Origin of the sequence: Cedecea sp. AS113, from assembly GCF_037152415.1 — a bacterium.
Lineage (GTDB): Bacteria > Pseudomonadota > Gammaproteobacteria > Enterobacterales > Enterobacteriaceae > Cedecea.
This window is the reverse complement of record NZ_JBBCMI010000014.1, coordinates 37,767-59,160: the sequence shown is the minus strand read 5'-3', so window position 1 is coordinate 59,160 and position 21,394 is coordinate 37,767. Positions and strand designations below refer to the sequence as shown.

At 57.0% G+C, this 21,394-nt stretch carries 17 protein-coding genes; 5 read left to right on the top strand and 12 right to left on the bottom strand.

What is annotated here, in order from left to right; genetic code table 11:
* The first annotated feature begins 410 nt into the window (after positions 1–410).
* Complete coding sequence (gltP, locus tag WFN87_RS16550; RefSeq protein WP_008455769.1) at positions 411–1,724, top strand: glutamate/aspartate:proton symporter GltP; 1,314 nt, start codon at positions 411–413, stop codon at positions 1,722–1,724.
* A gap of 60 nt (positions 1,725–1,784) precedes the next feature.
* Here the strand turns inward: gltP and fdhF are convergent, their stop codons facing one another.
* A complete protein-coding gene (fdhF, locus tag WFN87_RS16545) occupies positions 1,785–3,932 on the bottom strand; it encodes a formate dehydrogenase subunit alpha (RefSeq protein WP_336983358.1) in 2,148 nt (715 codons plus the stop codon).
* A 294-nt stretch (positions 3,933–4,226) separates the two neighbouring features.
* Between fdhF and WFN87_RS16540 the strand changes: the two genes are divergently transcribed.
* On the top strand, positions 4,227–4,961 hold the full coding sequence (locus WFN87_RS16540; protein ID WP_336983334.1) for a response regulator transcription factor: 735 nt from the start codon (positions 4,227–4,229) through the stop codon (positions 4,959–4,961).
* Positions 4,962–4,964: 3 nt separating this feature from the next.
* On the opposite strand, the gene WFN87_RS16535 is transcribed toward WFN87_RS16540, so the two are convergent.
* On the bottom strand, positions 4,965–5,777 hold the full coding sequence (locus WFN87_RS16535) for an AraC family transcriptional regulator (protein WP_008455760.1): 813 nt from the start codon (positions 5,775–5,777) through the stop codon (positions 4,965–4,967).
* A gap of 99 nt (positions 5,778–5,876) precedes the next feature.
* On the opposite strand from WFN87_RS16535, the gene WFN87_RS16530 reads away from it, so the two are divergent.
* Entirely contained in the window at positions 5,877–6,986 is a 1,110-nt protein-coding gene (locus WFN87_RS16530; RefSeq protein ID WP_336983335.1) for an FAD-dependent oxidoreductase, read from the top strand.
* Here WFN87_RS16530 and WFN87_RS16525 read toward each other — a convergent pair.
* The 4 genes from WFN87_RS16525 to WFN87_RS16510 form a co-directional block, all read right to left on the bottom strand.
* Complete coding sequence (locus tag WFN87_RS16525) at positions 6,983–7,666, bottom strand: D-lyxose/D-mannose isomerase (protein WP_008455757.1); 684 nt, start codon at positions 7,664–7,666, stop codon at positions 6,983–6,985. The two genes, WFN87_RS16530 and WFN87_RS16525, sit on opposite strands and share 4 nt — an antisense overlap.
* Before the next feature lie 175 nt (positions 7,667–7,841).
* The gene (locus WFN87_RS16520; RefSeq protein ID WP_008455755.1) at positions 7,842–8,786 is read right to left on the bottom strand and encodes an ABC transporter substrate-binding protein; all 945 of its coding nucleotides are present in this window, start codon (positions 8,784–8,786) and stop codon (positions 7,842–7,844) included.
* A gap of 35 nt (positions 8,787–8,821) precedes the next feature.
* A complete protein-coding gene (locus tag WFN87_RS16515) occupies positions 8,822–9,814 on the bottom strand; it encodes an ABC transporter permease subunit (RefSeq protein ID WP_008455753.1) in 993 nt (330 codons plus the stop codon).
* The gene (locus WFN87_RS16510; RefSeq protein ID WP_336983336.1) at positions 9,807–11,330 is read right to left on the bottom strand and encodes a sugar ABC transporter ATP-binding protein; all 1,524 of its coding nucleotides are present in this window, start codon (positions 11,328–11,330) and stop codon (positions 9,807–9,809) included. The genes WFN87_RS16515 and WFN87_RS16510 overlap by 8 nt, the downstream gene beginning before the upstream one ends.
* Before the next feature lie 336 nt (positions 11,331–11,666).
* Here WFN87_RS16510 and WFN87_RS16505 point away from each other — a divergent pair, with 336 nt between their 5' ends.
* A complete protein-coding gene (locus WFN87_RS16505; RefSeq protein ID WP_336818251.1) occupies positions 11,667–14,249 on the top strand; it encodes an ATP-binding protein in 2,583 nt (860 codons plus the stop codon).
* Here WFN87_RS16505 and alsK read toward each other — a convergent pair.
* The 6 genes from alsK to WFN87_RS16475 all read right to left on the bottom strand — a co-directional run bounded on the left by alsK (position 14,182) and on the right by WFN87_RS16475 (position 20,528).
* Positions 14,182–15,126 (bottom strand): allose kinase, encoded by a 945-nt coding sequence (gene alsK, locus WFN87_RS16500; protein WP_166993132.1) that lies wholly within the window; start codon positions 15,124–15,126, stop codon positions 14,182–14,184. The genes WFN87_RS16505 and alsK overlap by 68 nt on opposite strands.
* On the bottom strand, positions 15,110–15,805 hold the full coding sequence (gene alsE, locus WFN87_RS16495) for a D-allulose 6-phosphate 3-epimerase (protein WP_008455746.1): 696 nt from the start codon (positions 15,803–15,805) through the stop codon (positions 15,110–15,112). The genes alsK and alsE overlap by 17 nt, the downstream gene beginning before the upstream one ends.
* A gap of 61 nt (positions 15,806–15,866) precedes the next feature.
* The gene (gene alsC / locus WFN87_RS16490) at positions 15,867–16,847 is read right to left on the bottom strand and encodes a D-allose ABC transporter permease (RefSeq protein WP_336983337.1); all 981 of its coding nucleotides are present in this window, start codon (positions 16,845–16,847) and stop codon (positions 15,867–15,869) included.
* Positions 16,826–18,358: a D-allose ABC transporter ATP-binding protein AlsA gene (gene alsA, locus WFN87_RS16485; protein ID WP_336983338.1), complete on the bottom strand. Its 1,533-nt coding sequence runs from the start codon at positions 18,356–18,358 to the stop codon at positions 16,826–16,828. The genes alsC and alsA overlap by 22 nt, the downstream gene beginning before the upstream one ends.
* A 288-nt stretch (positions 18,359–18,646) precedes the next feature.
* Positions 18,647–19,582, bottom strand: coding sequence for a D-allose transporter substrate-binding protein (alsB, locus tag WFN87_RS16480; protein WP_008455741.1), 936 nt, complete (start codon positions 19,580–19,582; stop codon positions 18,647–18,649).
* 55 nt (positions 19,583–19,637) lie between these two features.
* Positions 19,638–20,528 (bottom strand): MurR/RpiR family transcriptional regulator, encoded by an 891-nt coding sequence (locus WFN87_RS16475; protein WP_008455739.1) that lies wholly within the window; start codon positions 20,526–20,528, stop codon positions 19,638–19,640.
* Positions 20,529–20,882: 354 nt separating this feature from the next.
* Here WFN87_RS16475 and rpiB point away from each other — a divergent pair, with 354 nt between their 5' ends.
* Complete coding sequence (rpiB, locus tag WFN87_RS16470) at positions 20,883–21,332, top strand: bifunctional allose-6-phosphate isomerase/ribose-5-phosphate isomerase RpiB (RefSeq protein ID WP_166877505.1); 450 nt, start codon at positions 20,883–20,885, stop codon at positions 21,330–21,332.
* Positions 21,333–21,394: the final 62 nt, after the last annotated feature.

Sequence of the window (21,394 nt, the reverse complement as noted above, 5' to 3'; positions counted from 1 at the left end):
TAGGATGTTAATAATATGTCACACAAACGTTAATAGTAGGGGTATTGGCAGCTTTGTTTACTTTTTGGGCGGCAGATCACGCATTAAAATAATTGCACAAAAATTGTTCAAACAGATGAATCATAAGAAATAATTACCTTTGGTACTTATTTCCAAAAACAAATAATGAATTTTTTTCCATAACAATAAGTTATATTCATATTCCTCCGCAAAATCCTGTTTATCTATGCAATGTAAGTGCATAACCCTAAAAATGAAGGGTTGCGCAGCAGGCTATCGGGATGGTACTGATACGTTGCTTTAAAAAACCCCGCTTAACACCTGATGTTTGTCATACCCCCTTTCAGTTTGTGACCTTCTCCTGAGTCAACAGCATGGGAATGGCGTTTTTTTGAGGAACTGTCGTCGTTATGAAAAACTTTAAAATGAGCCTGGCCTGGCAAATCTTGCTGGCGCTGGTGCTGGGCATTATCCTGGGAAGTTTTCTGCATTATCAAAGTGATAGCCGTGAATGGCTGGTCGCTAACCTGCTGTCACCGGCGGGTGATATCTTTATCCACCTGATCAAAATGATCGTCGTGCCGATTGTGATCTCCACCCTGGTGGTCGGGATTGCGGGCGTCGGCGACGCCAAGCAGCTTGGCCGCATCGGCGCTAAAACCATCATTTATTTCGAAGTGATCACGACGGTTGCCATCATTCTGGGCATTACGCTCGCGAATGTTTTCCAGCCGGGCCACGGCATAGATATGTCACAGCTTGCTACCGTGGATATTTCGAAATACCAGCACACGGCGCAGGACGTACAAAGCCATGCTCATGGCCTGATGGGGACTATTCTGTCACTCGTGCCTACCAACATTGTGGCATCAATGGCGAAGGGCGAGATGCTGCCGATCATCTTCTTCTCGGTGCTGTTTGGCCTGGGGCTGTCGTCGCTGCCCGCGACTCACCGCGAGCCGCTGGTGACCGTCTTCCGCTCCATCTCTGAAACCATGTTCAAAGTGACGCACATGGTGATGCGCTATGCGCCGGTGGGTGTTTTCGCGCTGATTTCCGTGACCGTTGCGAACTTTGGCTTTGCCTCGCTCTGGCCGCTGCTGAAGCTGGTGGTGCTGGTGTATGTGGCGATTGCCTTCTTTGCGCTGGTGGTGCTGGGCGCGGTGGCGCGCCTGTGCGGGCTGAAAATCACCATCCTGATGCGCATCCTGAAAGACGAACTGATTCTGGCGTTCTCTACCGCCAGCTCCGAGAGCGTGCTGCCACGCATCATCGAGAAGATGGAAGCCTATGGTGCTCCGGCGTCGATCACCAGCTTCGTGGTGCCGACCGGTTACTCGTTTAACCTGGACGGTTCCACGCTTTATCAGAGCATTGCGGCGATCTTCATCGCTCAGCTGTACGGCATTGAGCTGTCGCTGTGGCAGGAAATCATTCTGGTGCTGACGCTGATGGTGACCTCAAAGGGGATTGCCGGCGTGCCGGGCGTCTCTTTCGTGGTGCTGCTGGCCACGCTTGGCAGCGTCGGTATTCCGTTGGAAGGGCTGGCGTTTATTGCCGGGGTTGACCGTATTCTGGATATGGCGCGTACCGCGCTGAACGTGGTCGGCAACGCGCTGGCGGTGCTGGTTATCGCCAAGTGGGAACATAAATTCGACCATAAAAAAGCCCAGGCCTATGAGCGTGAGCTTTTTGGGAAGTTTGACAGTAAGGCGAGCAGTTAAGTAAAGCCCCTCACCCCGGCCCTCTCCCCTTTGGGGAGAGGGTTAGGGTGAGGGGATGTTTTACCCCATCGCGCTTTCGCGCAGCCGGGCCTTCAGCTTATTGTACTCATCAATCACATACTGCTCGGCGGCCTGCTGGTCGACGATCGGCTCGACGCGCACGGCGCAGTACTTGTACTCCGGCGTTTTGGTTATCGGGCTCAGGTTCTCCGTCACCAGTTCATTACAGGCACCAATCCACCACTGATAGGTCATGTACACCGCGCCTTTATTCGGACGCTCGCTGACCGCTGCCCGGGTAATAACCCGGCCTTTGCGCGAATTCACCCAAATCAGCGCCTCATCTTCAATGCCCAGCCGGGCGGCATCTTCGACGTGGATTTGTGCATAACCCGGTTCATCGGCCAGCGCGGCCAGTGCCGCACAGTTCCCGGTCATTGACCGGCAGGAGTAGTGGCCCACTTCACGCACCGTAGAAAGCACCATTGGGTACTCATCGGTGACGCGATCGATAGGCGGTGCCCAGTCGCAGGTGAAGAACTGCCCCCGGCCGTTAGGGCGCTCAAACTTGCTTTCATAAAGGTAATAAGTCCCCTGATCCGCGTCGGATGTGTCCCGGCAAGGCCACTGGATATAGCCCAGCTCGCCCATCTTCTCGTAGGTTGCCCCGTAGAAGTCCGGACACAGGTGGCGCAGCTCGTCCCAGATTTCTTGGGTGTTGCGGTAGTGCATCGGGTAGCCCATGCGGGTGGCGATTTCACTGATAATCTGCCAGTCCGTTTTGAGATCCCACTTCGGCTCAACCGCTTTAAAGAAGCGCTGGAAACCGCGGTCGGCGGCGGTGAAGACGCCTTCATGCTCGCCCCATGAGGTGGACGGTAAAATAACGTCGGCCTCGGCGGCGGTTTTAGTCATGAAGATGTCCTGCACAATCACCAGCTCAAGCCCGGCAAACGCTTTGCGCACGGCGGAAAGCTCGGCGTCGGTCTGGAGCGGATCTTCCCCCATAATATAGGCCGCGCGAACTTCCCCGTGCTCAACCCGGTGAGGCAATTCGCTGATGCGGTAGCCGTTAGCTTCCGGCAGCGCGTCAACGCCCCAGGCTGCTGCAAATTTACTGCGGGTTTCCGCGTCACGAACATACTGGTTGCCGGGGAACATGTCCGGCAGCGCGCCCATATCGCAGGCACCCTGCACGTTGTTCTGGCCGCGAACCGGGTTCACGCCCACGTTAGGCTTGCCGAGGTTGCCGGTCATCAGCGCCAGGCTGGTGAGCGAGCGTACGGTTTCCACGCCCTGATAGAACTGGGTCACGCCCATGCCCCACAGGATGGTGGCCGTTTTGGCTTTGGCGTACATGCGCGCCGCCGCACGGATTTCCCCGGCGCTGACGCCCGTGATTTCCTCTACGGATTCCGGCGTGTAGCCTTCAACAATTTTGCGATATTCCTCGAAGCCCTCGGTACGAGAAGCGACGAAAGCGTGGTCGTAAAGATTCTCTTCAATAATGACGTGGCCAATCGCATTCAGCAGCGCGATGTTTGAGCCGTTGCGTAACCTTAAATGCATATCGGCAATGCGCGCGGTTTCAATTTTGCGCGGATCGACAACGATAATCTGAGCCCCTTTCTGCTTCGCCTTAATCACGCGATTAGCCACGATAGGGTGTGAATCTGCCGGGTTGTACCCGAACACAAAGACTAAATCAGTATCCTCAATCTCGACGATAGAGTTACTCATCGCGCCATTACCGACCGACTGGTGCAGACCTGCAACCGATGGGCCGTGTCAGACACGTGCGCAGCAATCGACGTTATTGGTTCCAATAACGGCGCGCGCAAATTTTTGCATTACATAGTTGGTTTCGTTACCTGTTCCGCGTGAAGAGCCGGTGGTTTGAATGGCGTTCGGGCCATACTTAGCTTTGATCTCGCTCAGGCGTGAGCTGACGTAATCCAGCGCTTCGTCCCAGGATACGGCTTCCAGCTTGCCGCCGCGCTCGCGGCGAATCATCGGGGTTTTCAAGCGCGGGGTAAGGATTTTGGTGTCGGTGATAAAGTCCCAACCGTAATACCCCTTCAGGCACAGGTCGCCCTGGTTGGTTTTACCCTGTGCGCCTTCCGCCTTGACGATTTTGCCGTTATCCACCACCAGGTTTATCTTGCAACCCGAGGCGCAATAGGGGCAAACCGTGACGACTTTTTTCATCATGTTGCTCCAGTCAATGCTGTCATTTAAGTGCGGCGATAAAAGCAAACCGCCTTGCTGAGCCACTCAATGCATTATCTATGCCACATAGAATATATGGGTAATGGCGCGGGGTTCTGGGGGATCCGACGAGAGCACTGACGAGAGAAGCAGGATTTCGTCATAAATGACGTGTCGAACTGACGGCCATTTGTGACAGTGATAGAAAATTCTACATGGATCTGTGTTCTTTCTGCGGCGCGCAATCAACAATCGCTCACACTAAAAAGAACCTCCTCCCCTCCGGAGAAAATAATGAAACCTGCAATCCTGGTGGTGGATGACGACAAGGCCATTTGCGACGTGCTGCGCGACGTGCTCAGTGAACATGTCTTTGACGTGCTTGTGTGCCATAGCGGTAATGAAGCGCTGCAGATTGTGGCGGCAGAGCCTTCTGTTGCGCTGATTTTGCTGGATATGATGCTGCCGGATACCAACGGCCTGCTGGTACTTCAGCAGGTGCAGAAACTGCGTCCCGCTTTGCCGGTGGTGATGCTGACCGGCATGGGCAGCGAGTCCGACGTCGTCGTGGGCCTGGAAATGGGCGCCGATGACTACATCGCCAAACCGTTCAATGGGCGCGTGGTGGTGGCCCGAGTCAAAGCGGTGCTGAGGCGCAGCGGGGCGCAGGCCGTAGAAAGCAACCCGACCAAAACCAGCGGGCTGCAGTTTAACGGCTGGCGGCTGGACACCGACCGCTGCCAGTTGATGAATGCTCAGCAACAGCAGGTTGATCTCACTCAGGGCGAATATGGCCTGCTGCTTTCCCTGGTGCAGAACGCCAGGAAAGTGCTGTCGCGGGAAAAGTTGCTCGAGCTCACCCACAGCGAAAGCCTGGAAGTGTTCGACCGCACTATCGACGTATTAATCATGCGGTTGCGGCGCAAAATTGAGGTCAACCCGCACCAGCCCACGCTGATTCGCACCATCCGCGGCGTGGGCTACGTTTTTGCCGCCGATATCACTCACGGCGAGAATAATGCGGTTTAGCGTCTAGTTCCCGGTCGAAAAGTAGCGGGCCGGTGAAGTGCCAAAGGCATTTTTGAACATATGGATAAAATTGCCCGGAGAGGCGTAGCCCAGTAATTCTGAAACCTCCGATACCGACATGCCTTGTGCCAGCTTATCCAGCCCGTGGGTCAGCCGGACCTGCCTCCGCCATTGGGCAAAATTTAGGCCGGTTTCTGCCACAAAAAGGCGACGCAGAGTGCGGGGCGAAAGCGCGCCGAATGCCGCCCAGGCTTCAAAAGTCCGCTCATCGCCGGGGTTAGCGAGCAGTGCAGAAGCCACTTTTTTCAGCCGATGATCTGTCGGCATTGGCAAATGCAGCGCCTCGTGCGGTGCGCGGCAAATCTCATCGTAAATAACGGCGGCCATACGCTGATGTTCCGGCTCGGGTTTTGCCTGCTTATCCCATTCGCAGGCGCGACGGGCGAGCGCGTGAAGTACCTCCGAAACGGCAATCACGCAGGGCTTTTCCGGCAACCCCGAGCAGCTTTCAGGCGTAATCAGCAGCGTCCAGCCTTTTACGGCTCCGCTGATGCTGACCTTGTGGATTACGCCCGGCGGCAGCCAGCTGGCGCGATGGGGAGGCAAAAACCAGGCTCCGTCAGCGGTGTGAACGTGCAGTAAGCCAGACTCCACGCAAAAAACCTGGCCGCGCAGGTGCTGGTGCCAGGCCACTTCCCGCGTGCCGAGCAGATATTCACTTTCAGGGGCGACGCTGCCTTCAAGGGCAATCAGCGCCGGGCCGCTAAGCCATTCGCTGTAATCGGGGGCTGGTGGCTGAGGAGGATGTTTTATCATGGCCGGTTTTCACTATTTATCGTCCGTATAACGTTATCCTTGCGCGGTCGAGCCGTGCAACTCTTTTGTGGAACCAGAACAAACCACAGAGGAAACCTCATGAGTACTTCAGGCGTTGCAATTATTGGTGCGGGACTGGGCGGGCTGGCGCTGGCTCAGGGCCTGAAAAGCCATGGAATCAGCGCCACCGTTTACGAGGCAGATCCGGCGCCCGACAGCCGTATCCAGGGCTACCGGATTAGAATCGACGCCCAAGGGCAGCAGGCACTTGCCAGGGTGTTGCCTCCTGCGCTTTATCAACTCTTTCGACAAACGGCCTCGGTAGCCAGTACGGAAGGACGTTTTTTGGATAGAACCGGACAACAGGCTAATGGCCGTCAGCCTGAAGGCTGGCATCGGGCTGAACAAAACCCCGATCTTGCCCCAGATTTAAGCATTCATCGCCAGACCCTGCGGGAAATCCTGATGTGTGGCCTCGAGGGGGCTCTGCGCTACGGCCACGCTTTAGAGGGTTACCATCAGGAAAGTGAAGGCCGGGTAGGGCTAAGGTTTGCTCATACGGCTGACGCAAGCTGCCAGCTTCTGGTCGGCGCGGACGGCATCAATTCACGGGTCAGGGCACAGCTTGCCCCTGATGCCGTGCCGGCGGATTCGGGCTATCTCTGCCTGTATGGCAAAAGCGCTTTAACGGTGGAGAAGGCGTTGTACGAAGGCACTAACGTGCTGTTTTGCGAAGGATTCAGCGCCATTATTGATGAAATGCGCTTTCGGCAGGATTTTACAGCGCTCGCGGCAAAGGCGGGTTTTAACGGCAGTCTCACGCAGACCGAAGATTATCTTTACTGGGCGCTGATCGGCCCCGGTTCACGGTTAGCTGTTCCCTTAGACAGCTTGTCTCTTCCCCCGATGCTGCAAAAGCTTATACAACGGACTTTGCCAGAACATATTGCGACGCTGCCGGTCCGCTACGGCAATTCGAATATTGTCTGGCAGCCCGGAAACGTCACCCTGCTGGGCGATGCCGTCCACGCCATTAGTCCGGCCGGTGGCATAGGGGCTAATACTGCGTTGAGAGATGCCGCCGATCTTGCCACCGCGCTTCACGGCAAGGGCCTGTCCGGTTTAGCTGAATATGAACGCCTGATGCTTGCCAGAGGCAAAGCGGCCGTGGCAGATTCCGCCGTGGCGGCCGCAAAGCTTTCCGGCTAGATAAACTGCCGGTACTCATGGCACAAAAGCAGGTCCGGGGAGGTATCTTCGGTAAGGGTGCTGAAGCGCTCAAGCGGTTTTAAAAAGCGATTGTCGTGGTCGTCATCGTTGACCATCGACACTTCGCCGACCAGCACGTCGCCGTAGCCCGGCTCACCCCAAAAGCTGTGGTACATCTCCGGCACCAGGCTGATGCTTTCTCCGGGCGATAAGCGCAGCTGGCTGCCCGCCGCGTGCGTCTGGCGGCAGCCGTCAATCACCACCGTGATGTCTGTTTCGTCAGGCTGTTCGAAGGGATCTGACTGCCACAGTTCGACAATCAAGTTCCCGCCGCCGCGGTTGATAATGTCCTCCTGTTTGCTCCAGTGAAAATGCATCGGCGTCATCTGGTTATCACGCACGTGCATGACCTTCTCTGCGTAGGATTTGGCGTAGGGCGCGCCTTCCGGCGAGCCATTGCGCAGGGTAAACAGCGTCAGGCCCATGGTCAGGAAGTCGCCGCCGCCGAAGTCGGTGATGTCCCACCCGAGTTTCAGATCGAATACCTCCTGCCAGCTGCGGGGGTTAACCTGCAGCCATTTTTGCGGCGAGAAGCTGGCGAACGGGGGCAGTTGCACCCCGTGGCGGGCAAAAAACTGCCGGGTTTCATTCAGGTACTGATTGACCTCGGAGCGTTTCATCTGGCCTTCCTTTGATGTGGACCCTCACCCTAACCCTCTTCCTGGAGGGAGAGGGGACTGGCGGCGTTCTGACTCGACCGGAGAGGATAAATTCTCACCCTAACCCTGGAAGGGAGAGAGGACTAACCATTTTCGCCCTCCCCCCTTTGGGGAGAGGGCCGGAGTGAGGGGCAAATTACTTCACCGTCCACCCTTTGTAGCTGCCGATATTGCTCTTATCGATCATCGTCACCGGGATCAGCACCGGGCCTTTCGGCGCGGGTTTACCCTGCAAAATGTCATAGCCAATCTCAACCGCTTTCGCCGCCATTACCTGCGGATCCTGGGCCGGGGTCGCCACAAACAGCGAGCTGCCACCGCGCTTCAGGGCTTCTTCACCGTCCGGGCTGCCGTCCACGCCGACAATGAAGAATTCGTTACGTTGAGCTTGTTTTGCCGCCAGATCGGCCCCGATCGCCGTCGGATCATTGATCGCAAACACGCCGTCGATCTTCGGATTTGCCGCCAGCAGCGAGGTCATCACTTCCAGGCCACCTTCGCGGCTGCCCTTAGCATTCTGGTTAGACGAAAGGATCTTAATGTCCGGGTGTTTTTTGAATTCGGTTTCGCAGCCCTCAACGCGGTTCTGCACGGCGGAAACCGGCGGCCCGTTAATGATCACCACATTGCCTTTGTCTTTCAGGCGATCCGAAATGTATTTACAGGCCATTTGCCCGGCCTGAGTGTTATCGGAAGTGATCGTGGCATCGGCGCCGTCTGCCGCAACGTCCACCGCCACAACGACGATCCCGGCGTCTTTCGCGCGTTTTACCGCCGGGCCGATCCCTTTGGAATCCGCGGCGTTAAGAATGATCATGTCCACCTTCGCGGCAATGAAGTTGTCGATCTGCGCCACCTGCTGGCCGAGATCGTAGCCGCTGGAGACCAGCGTCACTTTCACGTTATCACCGGCGAGCTTGCGGGCTTCCAGCTCGGCACCTTTGGTGATCTGCACGAAGAACGGGTTGGCGAGGTCGCCCACCGTCACGCCGATCGACTTTAACTCTTTCGCCTGGGCAAACGGCGCGCCTGCGATCATTGCACCAGCCAGTAACGCAGTAACTATAGGTTTCAAACGCATGCTGTTTTCCTCACTCGTAGGGTAGGGTTTTGTTGTTATGCACTTTGATTGTGACGGGTACGGTATTTGTCGATCAGCACCGCTATGATGATCACCGCCCCTTTGATCACCAATTGCCAGAAATAGGAGACGCCCATCAGCGTCATGCCGTTGTTGAGCGTGGCGATAATCAGCGCCCCCACCAGCGTGCCGGTGATGGTGCCAATCCCGCCCACGAAGCTGGTTCCGCCGAGGATAACGGCGGCGATAGCGTCCAGCTCGTAGCCCACGCCGAGGTTACCGTTGGCGCTGTAGAGCCGTGACGCACTCATGATGCCGCCCAGGCCGGAAAGCAGCCCGCTCATGCCGTACACGAACAGCAGCACCATCCACACTTTGATGCCGGTCAGGCGTGCCGCCTGCATGTTGCCACCCACCGCATAAATATGAACGCCCAGCGTGGTGCGGCGCAGAATGAACCAGCACACCGCAATCACCAGCAGGGCGATAACCACCAGCCACGGCACCGGGCCAAGATAGGCGTTGCCAATCCACTCGAAATTGATGTTGGAGTTAATCACCGTCGTGCCGTCGGCCAGCAGATACGCCGCGCCGCGCAGCGCGGTATAGGTGCCGAGCGTGACGATAAACGGCGGTAGCCCGGCCCAGGCGACCAACATGCCGTTAAACAGCCCCAGCCCGGTGCCCATCAACAGCGCCGCTGGAATCGACAGGCCTTCCCAGCCAGGCATCAGCGACACCACCATCGCCGTGACGGCGGTGGTGCCGAGGATAGATCCGACGGACAGGTCGATGCCGCCGGTCAGAATGATGAAGGTCATCCCTGCCGCCAGCACGATGTTAATGGACGACTGGCGAGCGATATTGAGCAGGTTAGATTCGGTGAAGAAGTTAGGGGCGACAAAGCCAAAGACGGCAATGATGAGCACCAGAATCGGCAAAATACCGACGGTTTGCATCAAATCGCCGAACAGGGCTTTTTTGAGCGAGGCGGATTTTGCCACCGGTTGCGTGCCTGAGTTAGTCATGGTGCACCTCTTTCTTATGGGCCTCGGTCACGCCGGTAGCCAGGGTCATAATATTTTCTTGTGTAATGTCGTGGCGCAGCAGCTCGCCGGCAATGCTGCCTTCGCGCATGACGTACACCCGGTCGCTCATGCCCACCACTTCGGGCAGCTCGCTGGAAATCATTAAAATGGCCACGCCCTGGCGGGCCAGCTGGTTCATGATGCGGTAAATTTCGCTTTTAGCCCCCACATCCACGCCGCGCGTTGGCTCGTCGAGGATCAGGATGCGTGGGCCAATGGCAACCCAGCGGGAAATCAGCAGTTTTTGCTGGTTGCCCCCGGAAAGACCCCCGGCACGAACCTGCGCGTGAGGGACGCGAATATTCAGCAGGCTGATGGCGTCGTCTGAAATGGTCTGGGCTTTTTTGCGGTCGAGCATGCCGAAGCGGGCGTCACGCTCAAGCGTGGCCATGGTGATGTTGTCCTGCGCGGCCAGCTCAAGGAACAGCCCCTGCTCTTTGCGGTTTTCGGTCAGGAAGCCAATGCCGTGCTGAATCGCCTCGCGGGGGGAATGCAGCGTCACAGGCTGGCCGTCGATCTCAATCGATCCGCCTGCGGGTTTGCGTACGCCGAAGATCAACTGCGCCAGCTCTGAACGTCCCGCGCCTACCAGCCCGGCCAGGCCGACTATTTCCCCGGAGCGAACGTGCAGGCTGACGGGCTGCACTTTGCCGTTGTCCGTCAGGTGATGAACATTCAGGCGCGGGCTGCCCAGCGGGATATCACGCTCTTTGTTAAACAGGTCGCTAAGGGGCCGACCCACCATCATTTTCACCAGCTCGCTGGCGTTCAGGTTTTCGCGCGTCAGGCTGCCGACATACTGGCCGTCGCGCAGCACGCTGACCCGGTCAGACAGCTCATAAATCTCTGCCATGCGGTGGCTGATGTAGATAATCGCCATGCCTTCATCGCGCAGGCGGAAAATCAGCTCAAACAGGCGATGCGTTTCGCGAGAGGAGAGGGCGGCGGTGGGTTCATCCATCACCAGAATACGGCTGTTGCGCTGGAGCGCGCGGGCAATCTCAACCTGCTGCTGCTCGGCAATGGTGAGCTTCATCACGAGGTCGGTGGCTTTGAACTGCGCGCCGAGGCGGTCAATCACCGCCTGCGCCTGCTGTACCATCTCTTTGCGCTGCACGAGGCCGCCGCGCGCTAGTTCGCTGCCGAGGAAAATGTTTTCCGCCACGGTGAGATTTGGCGCGAGCTGCATCTCCTGGTAGATCAGCGTGATGCCCGCGTTGAGGGCATCTTTGGGGCCTTTGATGGCGTAGGGCTCACCGTCAATAAGCACTTCGCCGCTGGTGGCGATGTAAGCCCCGGCAAGGATCTTCATCAGGGTACTTTTGCCAGCGCCGTTCTCGCCCATTAGTGCATGGATTTCACCGGGAAAGACCGTTAAATCGACGCCTTTAAGCGCATAAAATTTGCCAAACGACTTGGCAATATTGCGCATTTCCAGAATGGGGACTCTGCTCATGGTGCGGCGCCTGTGGTGGTTATTTATGAGGCCAGTCAACCACGCGCCGGTAAATGCAAAATGTCAGCGGCCGTTCATATTTGTCATAGAGTTGAATAGTTAACCTGGATCACATTCCCGGTGTGGAAATATTTATCAAAATTCGTGCAATGCTTAACTGGAGTGAATGTGTGACCCTCACCCCGGCCCTCTCCCTGCAAGGGAGAGGGGGAAAGACGGTGTGCAATGCTTTGGCCTCAGTCCGTATTTGGGGAGAGGTTACCCCTTTTTTCCCCTCACCCTAACCCTCTGGGGAGAGGGTTAGGGTGAGGGGAAAAAAACAACCACGGAGCCCCTATGACCCAGCCTCGTCCGTCCTTCTTCGCCAGCGCCCGTGGCCGCCTGCTGTTTTTCAACCTGCTGGTAGTGGCGGTCACGCTGATGGTCTGCGGCGTGGCGGTGCTCGGCTTTCAACACGCCAGCCGCCTCCAGGAACAGGTGCAGGGGCAAACGCTGCTCGACATGTCCGGCAGCATGGAGCTGGCGCGCGACACCTCCAACGTGGCGACGGCGGCGGTCAGGCTTTCTCAGGTCGTCGGCGCGCTGGAATACCAGAGCGAAGCGGAAAGCCTGAAACAGACCCAGCTTTCGCTGCAAAACTCGCTTTCTCATCTGGCTACCGCGCCGCTGGCCCGGCGTGAACCGCAGCTGGTCGGCCGGATCATCGCCCGCAGCAACGAGCTGGAAAGCAGCGTCACCAACATGCTGGTGATGGGGCACCGCCGCCACTTGCAGCGCAACCTGCTGCTAAGCGCCCTGTACCAGAACCAGAGCTATCTTGAGCACCTGCAGGAGGTTAACGCGCGCGAAGGGCTGAACGTGCCGGATGCCGCGCTGCTGAAAGAGATGGATCGCCTGATGCTGGTGGCGATTCAGTCTTCCTCGCCGAGGCCGGCGGTACGCCAGCTGAGCGAAGTGATGCGGCTTCTGCCCGAACGAGCGCCGTCGCCGCTGGCGGACAGTATTTTGCAGCAGTTCAGAAGCGGCCTGCAGCAGCTGCCACCGCTCTCCGCCCAGCTTGAGGAGAGTGACCTGGGCATCGCCTGGCACATGTATCACATCAAAGCGCTGGTGGCTTTTCTGAATCAGGACATCAACCTGTACGTGCAAAAAGTCGGGGAAGAATCCCGGCAGCGCAGCCAGCAAAGCCACCGGGATTTGCAGTCCATTATCGCCTTTATCGGCCTGTTCGCCCTGCTGGCGCTGGTGATCACTGGCTTCGCCGGGCTGTATATCTACCGCAACCTCGGCTCTAACTTAACGGCCATTTCCCAGGCTATGACGCGGCTGGCGAAGGGTGAAAAAGAGGTCAGCGTGCCCGCGCAGCAGCGGCGCGATGAGCTGGGTGAACTGGCCAGGGCGTTTAACGTCTTTGCCCGCAATACGGCGTCGCTGGAGCACACTTCACGCCTGTTGAAAGAGAAAAGTACCCTGCTGGAAACCACCTTCCACGCCATGCGCGATGGCTTTGCGCTGTTCGACAGCGACGGTTTTCTGGTGGTGTGGAACCAGCAGTACCCGCTGCTGCTGGGGCTGGATCCGCAGCGCCTGCAGCGCGGCCAGCACTATCTTGGGCTGCTCAAACAGGTCACGCCGCTTCAGGAACACATGCTCGGCAATCTCTCCCGACCTCTGCCAAAGCCGCAGGAACTGAGGCTGGCGGACGGGCGCACCATCGAGCTGCGCTTTAGCCCGGTGCCGGGGCGGGGCATGGTGAACGTGGTGCTGGAGCGCAGCGAGCGCAAGGCGCTGGAGGAGGCGCTGGTGCACAGTCAAAAAATGAAGGCGGTGGGGCAGCTCACCGGCGGCCTGGCGCACGACTTCAACAACCTGCTGGCGGTGATCATCGGCAGCCTGGAGCTGACCGCGACAGACTCACCGGACGCCGTGCGCATTCAGCGCGCGCTGAAGGCCGCCGAACGTGGCGCGCAGCTTACCCAGCGGCTGCTTGCCTTTTCCCGTAAGCAATCGCTGCACCCGCGTGCGGTGGCGATGAAAAGCCTGCTGGAAAACCTCGACCCGCTGATGCGCCACTCTTTGCCCGCCCACCTCACGCTTGCTGTTGAAGCCCAGCAGCCCGCCTGGCCCGCGTGGATCGACGTCAACCAGTTGGAGAACGCGATCATCAACCTGGTGATGAACGCCAGGGATGCGATGGAAGGCCGCAGCGGGGAAATTAAGATCCGCACCTGGAACCAGCGCGTGGTGCGTGGCGAAGGGCGCAAACAGGATATGGTGGTGATTGAAGTGGCCGACACTGGCCACGGCATGACGGACGAAGTGAAAGCGCAGGTGTTTGAGCCGTTCTTTACCACCAAACAGACCGGGAGCGGCAGCGGGCTGGGGCTGTCGATGGTTTATGGCTTTGTGCGCCAGTCCGGCGGACGAGTGCAGATTGAAAGCGAGCCCGGCAAAGGGACTCGGGTCATACTGCAACTGCCTCGTGCGTCTGCGGAGGTGCAGCCGGAAGCCTTGCCGCTGGCCGGTGAACAGGCTGATATCGCCGACCAGCTTGTGCTGGTGCTTGAAGACGAGCCGGACGTGCGCCAGACCCTGTGCGAACAGCTGCACGAGCTGGGTTACCTGACGCTGGAAGCCAGCGACAGCCAGCAGGCGCTGGAGTTAATGGCTGAGGTACCGGACATCGGCCTCGTGATCAGCGACCTGATGCTGCCCGGCGAGCTAAGCGGCGCGGATGTGCTGCAGCAGGCTCGCCGCCACCATCCTCACCTGGATTTGCTGCTGATCAGCGGGCAGGACCTTCGCCGCAGCGAACAGCACCTGCCCGACGTGGAGCTGCTGCGTAAGCCGTTTACCCGAGCGCAGCTTGCTGAGGCGCTACGTAAAGCGCGGGCAGGAAACAGGCGCGGGCAAGCGTAGCCGCACCCTGAGCGCCATTGAAGGCCGAGGAAGACGCGTCGATAAAGCGCACGGCATCATGCGGCAAAGGACGGCGCAGATAGCGTTTCGTCTGTGCCACCAGCGCCTCGCGCGGAAAATCGACCATATCCATCACTCCGCCGCCGAGGATCACCGCATCCGGGTCGAACAGGTTGATGCTGGTGGCGATGGCGCGTGCCGCGTGGTCGAGCAGGGCAGCGACAAACGGCGCCTGGGCGGCAAAGGTAAACAGCTCGCCAATTTCATACGTTTTCGGGCTGGCGTCGTACCAGCGTTTCAGAGCTATCCCCGAGCACACCGTCTCCAGACAGCCAGCATTGCCGCAGCCGCAGGTCAGGTGCATATCGCCCTGCGGAATATGGCCCAGTTCCCCGGCAACGCCGTGGGCGCCGGTCCAGGGGGCGCCGTTCAGCCAGACGGCAAAGCCCATGCCGGTGCCGAGATAAGCCCCCAGTACCTGCTGATGCTGCAGGCCGTTTTGCGCGACATCGAAAGAGAGCTGCAGGTTTACATCCCGAGAAAACTCGACCGGGCAGCCGAGAGCATCCTCCAGCTTACCTGCCAGCTCGTTCAGTTCCAGCGCGGAAAGCGGCAAATTGGGGGTGGAGATGATCGTCCGCTTGTCTTTGCCCACCAGCGCCGGGAACCCCATCACCATGCCGCGGCAGCGGGCGTGAAGGCTGCCTAGCCGCTCGTTCAGCAGATGGGCGATCCCGCAGACCACGCCCCCTGCGATAATGTCTGCCGTGCGCTGTTTTTCACAATGCAGCACCGTGCCGGACTCGTCCTGCAAACACAGGCGGATATGGGTGGCGCCCATATCCACTCCGGCTACCACGTTAAGCGGTTTTGGCATGGGGCATAACCTCGTCTTTGGCCGCCAGGATCTGCTCGCTCATCACCTGCCAGGCCTCGTCGATATCCCGGGCGTGGTTAAACAGCCCGGAAGTGCCGACGATAAACACATCTGCCCCGGCGGCCATGAGTCGTTCATAGGTTGCCGCGTTGCAGGAACCGTCAATTTCAATCTCGTAGCTCAGCCCTTCGCGCTCGCGCCAGGCTTTCAGCTCGGCCACTTTGTCCAGCATTTCCGGGATAAACGGCTGGCCGGCAAACCCTGGGTCAACGGTCATCACCGTCACCTTGTCCGCCTTATGAATGTAGTACTTCATCGCCTCAACCGGCGTTTCCGGGTTCAAAATCAGGCCAACTTTCATGCCGTGGCGGCGAATCTCTTCGATGAGGCGGAAGGCCTGGCCGTTAATGGTTTCCGGGTGCAGGGTGATAATGTCCGCCCCGGCCTCCGCCAGTGGGACGATGTAATCCTGCGGACGGGTGACCATTAAGTGGCAGTCCAGCGGCTTGCTGGCAAGCTTCCTGACCTGGCCGACGAAGAACGGGGACAGCGTCAGGTTCGGCACAAAGTGACCGTCCATAATGTCGATATGGAAGTAGTCCGCGTGCAGGTCGATAAACGCAATCTGTTCCTGGAATTTTGCCAGATCCATGCACATCAACGAGGGGGAAATTTTCATTACAAGCTCCTGTAAATCTATGGATTTCTGACAGCGGGTGCGGCCAACGCATCTGCCGTTCTTATTTACTGATTAACCGATCCAGGGCCACCGCAGCGATGATAAGCCCGCCCATCACCACCAGTTGGTAATAGGTTTGTACCTGGAGAATATTGAGCCCGTTGTTGATGGTGCCGATGATCAGGCCGCCAATCACCACCGAGAAAATCCGGCCCTTGCCGCCGAAGAAGCTGGTGCCACCGATGATGGCGCTGGCGATGGCGTAGGTTTCAAACCCCATGCCTGCCAGCGGCTCTGCCGCACCAAGACGCGCGGTTGAGACCACGCCCGCCAGCCCGGCGCAGATGCCGGAGATGATGAACACCACCAGCATGTGGAACTTCACGTCGATGCCGGAGTAGAACGCCGAGTTCTTATTGCCGCCGAGGGCGTAAATATTGCGGCCCAGGCGCGTGCGGGTGGTCAGGAACCACAGTATCCCGGCGACAATCAGCGAGAAGATCACCGGCACCGGAATGCCAAGCGGCGTGGCGGCGAAGAAATTCACGAAATCGAACGAGAAGCCGTACACCGAGTTGGCATCAGAGATAACCAGCGTGATGCCGCGGAAAATGGCGTTGGTGCCGAGGGTGATGATGAACGGATGCAGCCCCATCCAGTTCACCAGGCAACCGTTAATCGCCCCCAGCAGCCCGCCGACAATCACGCCGCCAATCAGCGCCGCAAGGAACGGATCGACGCCCGCCAGCATCAGTTTGGCAGTGACCATGCCGGAAAGTGCCAGAATCGCGCCCACCGACAGATCGATCCCCGCCACCAGAATGGCGAAGAACTCCCCCATCCCGATAAGCACCGTCACCGAGCTTTGCACAAAGATGGCGCTGATGTTGCTGGCCGTCAGGAAGTACTCAGCGGAGAGCGTGCCGAAGATGGCGACGATAATCGCGAGGATGAAGAAGGTGCCGTATTTGTCCCAAAACTGGGCGAAATTGAACGGTTTTTTCTCGCTTTCTTCGCGTTTCATTCTTGTGGTAATGCCCATGCCATAATCTCCTCTTCGCTGATATCGTCGCGATTGGTCAGGATTTGCGTCAGTCGCCCTTCGCAGAACACGGCAATGCGGTCGCAGACGGCGATAATTTCGGGAAGCTCAGACGACACCATCAGGATGACTTTTCCGTCATCCGCCAGCTGGCGCATCACTTTGTAGATTTCAGCCTTCGCGCCGACGTCGATGCCGCGCGTAGGCTCATCGAAAATGATCACTTCCGGGTTGCAGCACAGCCACTTAGAAATCAGCACCTTCTGCTGGTTGCCGCCGGAAAGCTCGGTAATATTCTGGTCGACGCTGTGGCACTTCAGCGCCAGCAGCTGGCGCTGGGCTTCGGCGGTCTGGCGCTCCTCGGCTTCGTTAAACAGGCCCATCGCACCTTTGTAACCGCCGCGCTTGAGGCTCTGGCTGACGGCCATGTTCTGCGCGATGGAGAAGTTGGCGAAAAAGCCGTTATCGCGGCGGCTTTCGGTGATGTAGCCCATGCCTTTTTTCAGCGCGTCCATCGGTGAGCTAGGCGAGATATTTTTGCCGTTAAGCAGAATTTCCCCGGACGAACGTTTGTCCACGCCAAACAAACAGTCCATCAGCTCGGTACGCCCGGAGCCGACGAGGCCGGAGAAGCCCAGGATCTCGCCCCGATTCACGCTGAACGAAATATCTTTCACTTTTTTGCGGTCGCGGCTGCTGACGTTCTTCACTTCAAACACCACGTCAGGCTCCACGTTCCCGGCGCTCTCTTTCATCGCGCTAAAGCGGTTTTGCAGCTCGCGGCCAACCATCAGGCGCACAATGTCATCGTTGGAGACGTCGCTGACCAGGCCGCTGCAGACGCTGCTGCCGTCTTTCATTACCGTGTAGCGGTCGCAGATGCGGCGGATTTCGGCGAGTTTATGGGAGATGTACACCATCGCCGTGCCTTCTTTCCGCAGCTGGTTCATGATGAGAAAAAGATAATCGACTTCTTTATTGGTTAAAGAAGAGGTCGGCTCATCCATAATAATGACTTTGGCGTCCAGCATTAATGTTTTGGCAATTTCTAACATTTGCTTGTGACTGATGGATAAATTACCCACCTTTTCATCGAGATCCACTTTTAAGCCGACACGTAAAAGCATCATCGCGGCGCGAATGCGCATCTCTTTCCAGTCAACAATATTAATCCCGAAGATTTTTTTGGTGGTATGACGGCCAATATAAAGATTTTCTAAAACTGTTAATTCATCAATGACGCTGAGTTCTTGATAAATAATCCCAATGCCGAGCTGTGCCGCTAATTTATGATCAAGTTTTTCATAATTAACGTCATTAATCGTAATGGTGCCTTTGGTCGGTTCGTGAATACCCGACAGGACTTTCATCAGGGTTGATTTACCTGCACCGTTTTCCCCGAGCAGCGCGTGAATTTCGCCGGGAAATATTGTTAAATCAACCGATTTTAATGCGTGAACCGGACCAAAGGATTTGCCGATCCCCGCCATTGCAATGTATGGCGTGACCATGACGAGCCTCAATCATTTTTAGCGAAGGTTTCCCCTCACCCTAACCCTCTCCCCACAGGGGAGAGGGGACGGTACCGAGCTGATGTTGGTTTTCTCTCTCATCCCGAAAGGGAGAGGGAATAACTGCTGCCACTGCTTTTCTTTTAGTACTCTTTTCGCCCCTTTGCCCGCGGGGGAGAGCTACCCCTTTTTTCACTTTCTCCCTATGGGAGAGGGTCACTCCGTCTTTCTCCCTCTCCCCTTTGGGGAGAGGGCTGGGGTGAGGGGATAAAGCCACTCAAACCTTAACTATTTCGTCACCAGCACCGAATCCACCAGGCTAAACTGCGGGGCCTTATCCAGCGCAATCACCTTGCCGGTTTTCGCCGCATCTACCAGTAGCTTCAGGCCTGTCGCGCCGATATCCGCCGGGTTCTGCGCCACGGTGGCGGTCATCTGTCCGTCAGCCACCATCTTGCGGGCTTCCGGGATACCGTCGGTGCCGACCACCAGAATTTTCCCGGTCTTCCCGGCGTTAGCCACCGCCTGAGCGGCACCCATTGCCATGGTGTCGTTCGCGCAGTAGAAGGCTTTCAGATTTGGGTTACGCTGCAGCACGTTGGTGGCTACATCGAGCGCTTTGATGCGGTCCCAGTCGGCGGGCTGGCTGGCAACCAGTTTGATCTGGCTGGCTTTCTTAAAGGCATCGCTGGCGCCTACGCGGCGGGCTTCGCCGGAGGCGTTACCTGCTTTGCCTTCGATGATGGCGACGTCGCCGCCTGCGGCACCGAGCTTATCGATGATGAAGCCTGCGCCCTTCGCGCCGACCGCCACGTTATCGGTGGTGACAAAGGCTTCGACGTTGCCGCCGGCTTTTTTCAGGTTATCCATATCGATTTTTTCATCGAGGTTGACCAGGTAAATGCCTTTTTTCCAGGCATTCGCGACCGGCACCACGAGGTTGACCGAGGAGAGCGGCGCAAAAGCGATGCCTTTGTATTTCTTATTGGTTAAATCTTCAAAAAGCTGTAATTGCGACTGGAAATCCCCTTCCGAAGGCGAAGCAAAAATATCTACGCTAACGCCCAGCGTTTTAGCTTCATCTTCAATACCTTTTTTCATATCCACCCAATAAGGGTTGGATAATGTTTTTAATACCACCGCATAATCGGCAGCCGCAAAAGCGCTGGTGGATAACATCAGGCCCATAGCAGCGCCGCTGAATATTTTCAGATATTTATTCATAATAATATTCTCAGTGTAGGGTACAGTCAGATCCCGCTGAGGCGGGATCTCTTTTTTACTTCAGCGCCCCTGGGGAAAAGAAATCCACAATTGCGCCGGTTTTTTGCATATTTAATGTTGCCTGTTCAATATTTTGCTGTGCGACTGAAACAAAAAATGCATCGAGTAACGTTAATTGTAATATACGCGCCGAGGCGTTACGGCCCAATAAAGGTGTCTCCGGCGCGGGCGAACAAATAATAAAGTCAGCCAGCCGGGCAATCGGCGAATGATAGCTATGAGTAATACAAATTATTTTTGCGCCGTTCTTTTTCGCCAGCTCCACCGCCGCTTTTAAATCACCGGTTCGCCCCGAATGGGATACCACCAGCACCACATCACCTTCTTTTAGCAGCGAGGCCGACATCATCATGATGTGGGCATCCTGGTAAGCCTGACAGCGCACGCCGATGCGCAAAAACTTATGCTGAATGTCGTTACAAATGGCGTTTGAACCCCCCACGCCGTACAAATCCCGCTGTTTTGCCTTCGCGAAGTAGCGCGCCGCGCGGTGGATTTCGTCCACGTTGACGATCGACTGCCCTTCCATGATGGTGCGCAGGGTGATGTTAAACACCTTGTTGACCACATCCTGCGGCGCTTCGTCGAAGGCAAGCTCGGTGGGCAGCACCTGCTCTGACTCGGAAAAGTAGGTGACCAGCGCGCTGCGCAGGTTACGGAAGCCGCTGAACCCCAGCAGCTTCGAGACTTTAACGATCATCGCTTCCGACACCGCAAGGGCTTCGGCAACGTCTTTAATGGCCGGGGCATCGCTCAGATTACCGGGCTTCAACAACCAGTCGACGATGCGGCTTTCGTTGTCCGTCATCCCCTCCTGCTTCATGCGCAGCCAGGGGGCAAGGCCGATGCCGAACGGCGGCTGTGAATCAATATCTGACTGACTCATCCTGTTCTCTCGTGTCCGTAGAGTGAAGACGCCACTATAACACCACAGCATGTGCAGAAAATATGCTGCATACTTCACAAAAATAATTAATTCATAAAGTTTTACTTTTTGTGAAGTTAGGTGAATGCGTAAATTTATTTATTTTCATGAAAAATAATGAATTAGTTTAATTTTTCTCGTTAGTGGAAGTCGTTTTATGACGCCAGAGTGACAAGTTGATGCATTGTGTTGTGAAGAGAATCGGTGTAGAAATGGCCACGAATCCGGCAGTTTTGCCGATTAATTGGGCAGTGAGCCGGTCTTAAATCACGAAAGCTGTCGGGTTCGTAAAGTAACGGCAACGGTGAGGATAAAATGAAAAAAATTGCATTTGGCTGTGACCACGTAGGCTTCCTGCTGAAGGCGGAGATTGTGGCGCATCTTCAGGAGAAAGGTATTGAGGTGCTGGATAAGGGGACCTGGTCCGGTGAGCGCACCGATTACCCGCTCTACGCCAGCGCGGTGGCAGAAGCCGTGGTGAATGGCGAAGTCGAGGGCGGCATTTTAATTTGTGGCACCGGCGTGGGGATCTCGATCACCGCCAATAAATTTCCCGGTATCCGGGCGGTGGTCTGCAGCGAACCTTATTCCGCGCTGCTTTCCCGCCAGCACAACAATACCAACGTGCTGGCTTTCGGCTCCCGCGTGGTGGGGCTGGATTTAGCTAAAATGATCGTCGATGCATGGCTAAGCGGGGAGTTTGAAGGCGGGCGGCATCAGGCGCGAGTCGAGGCCATTGGCGCGCTGGAATCGCCGAGAATTTGAGATTCCTCCGCTACTGCATATGAGGCCGCCTGATTACGCTGAGGCCAGTCCATCCTGGAGAC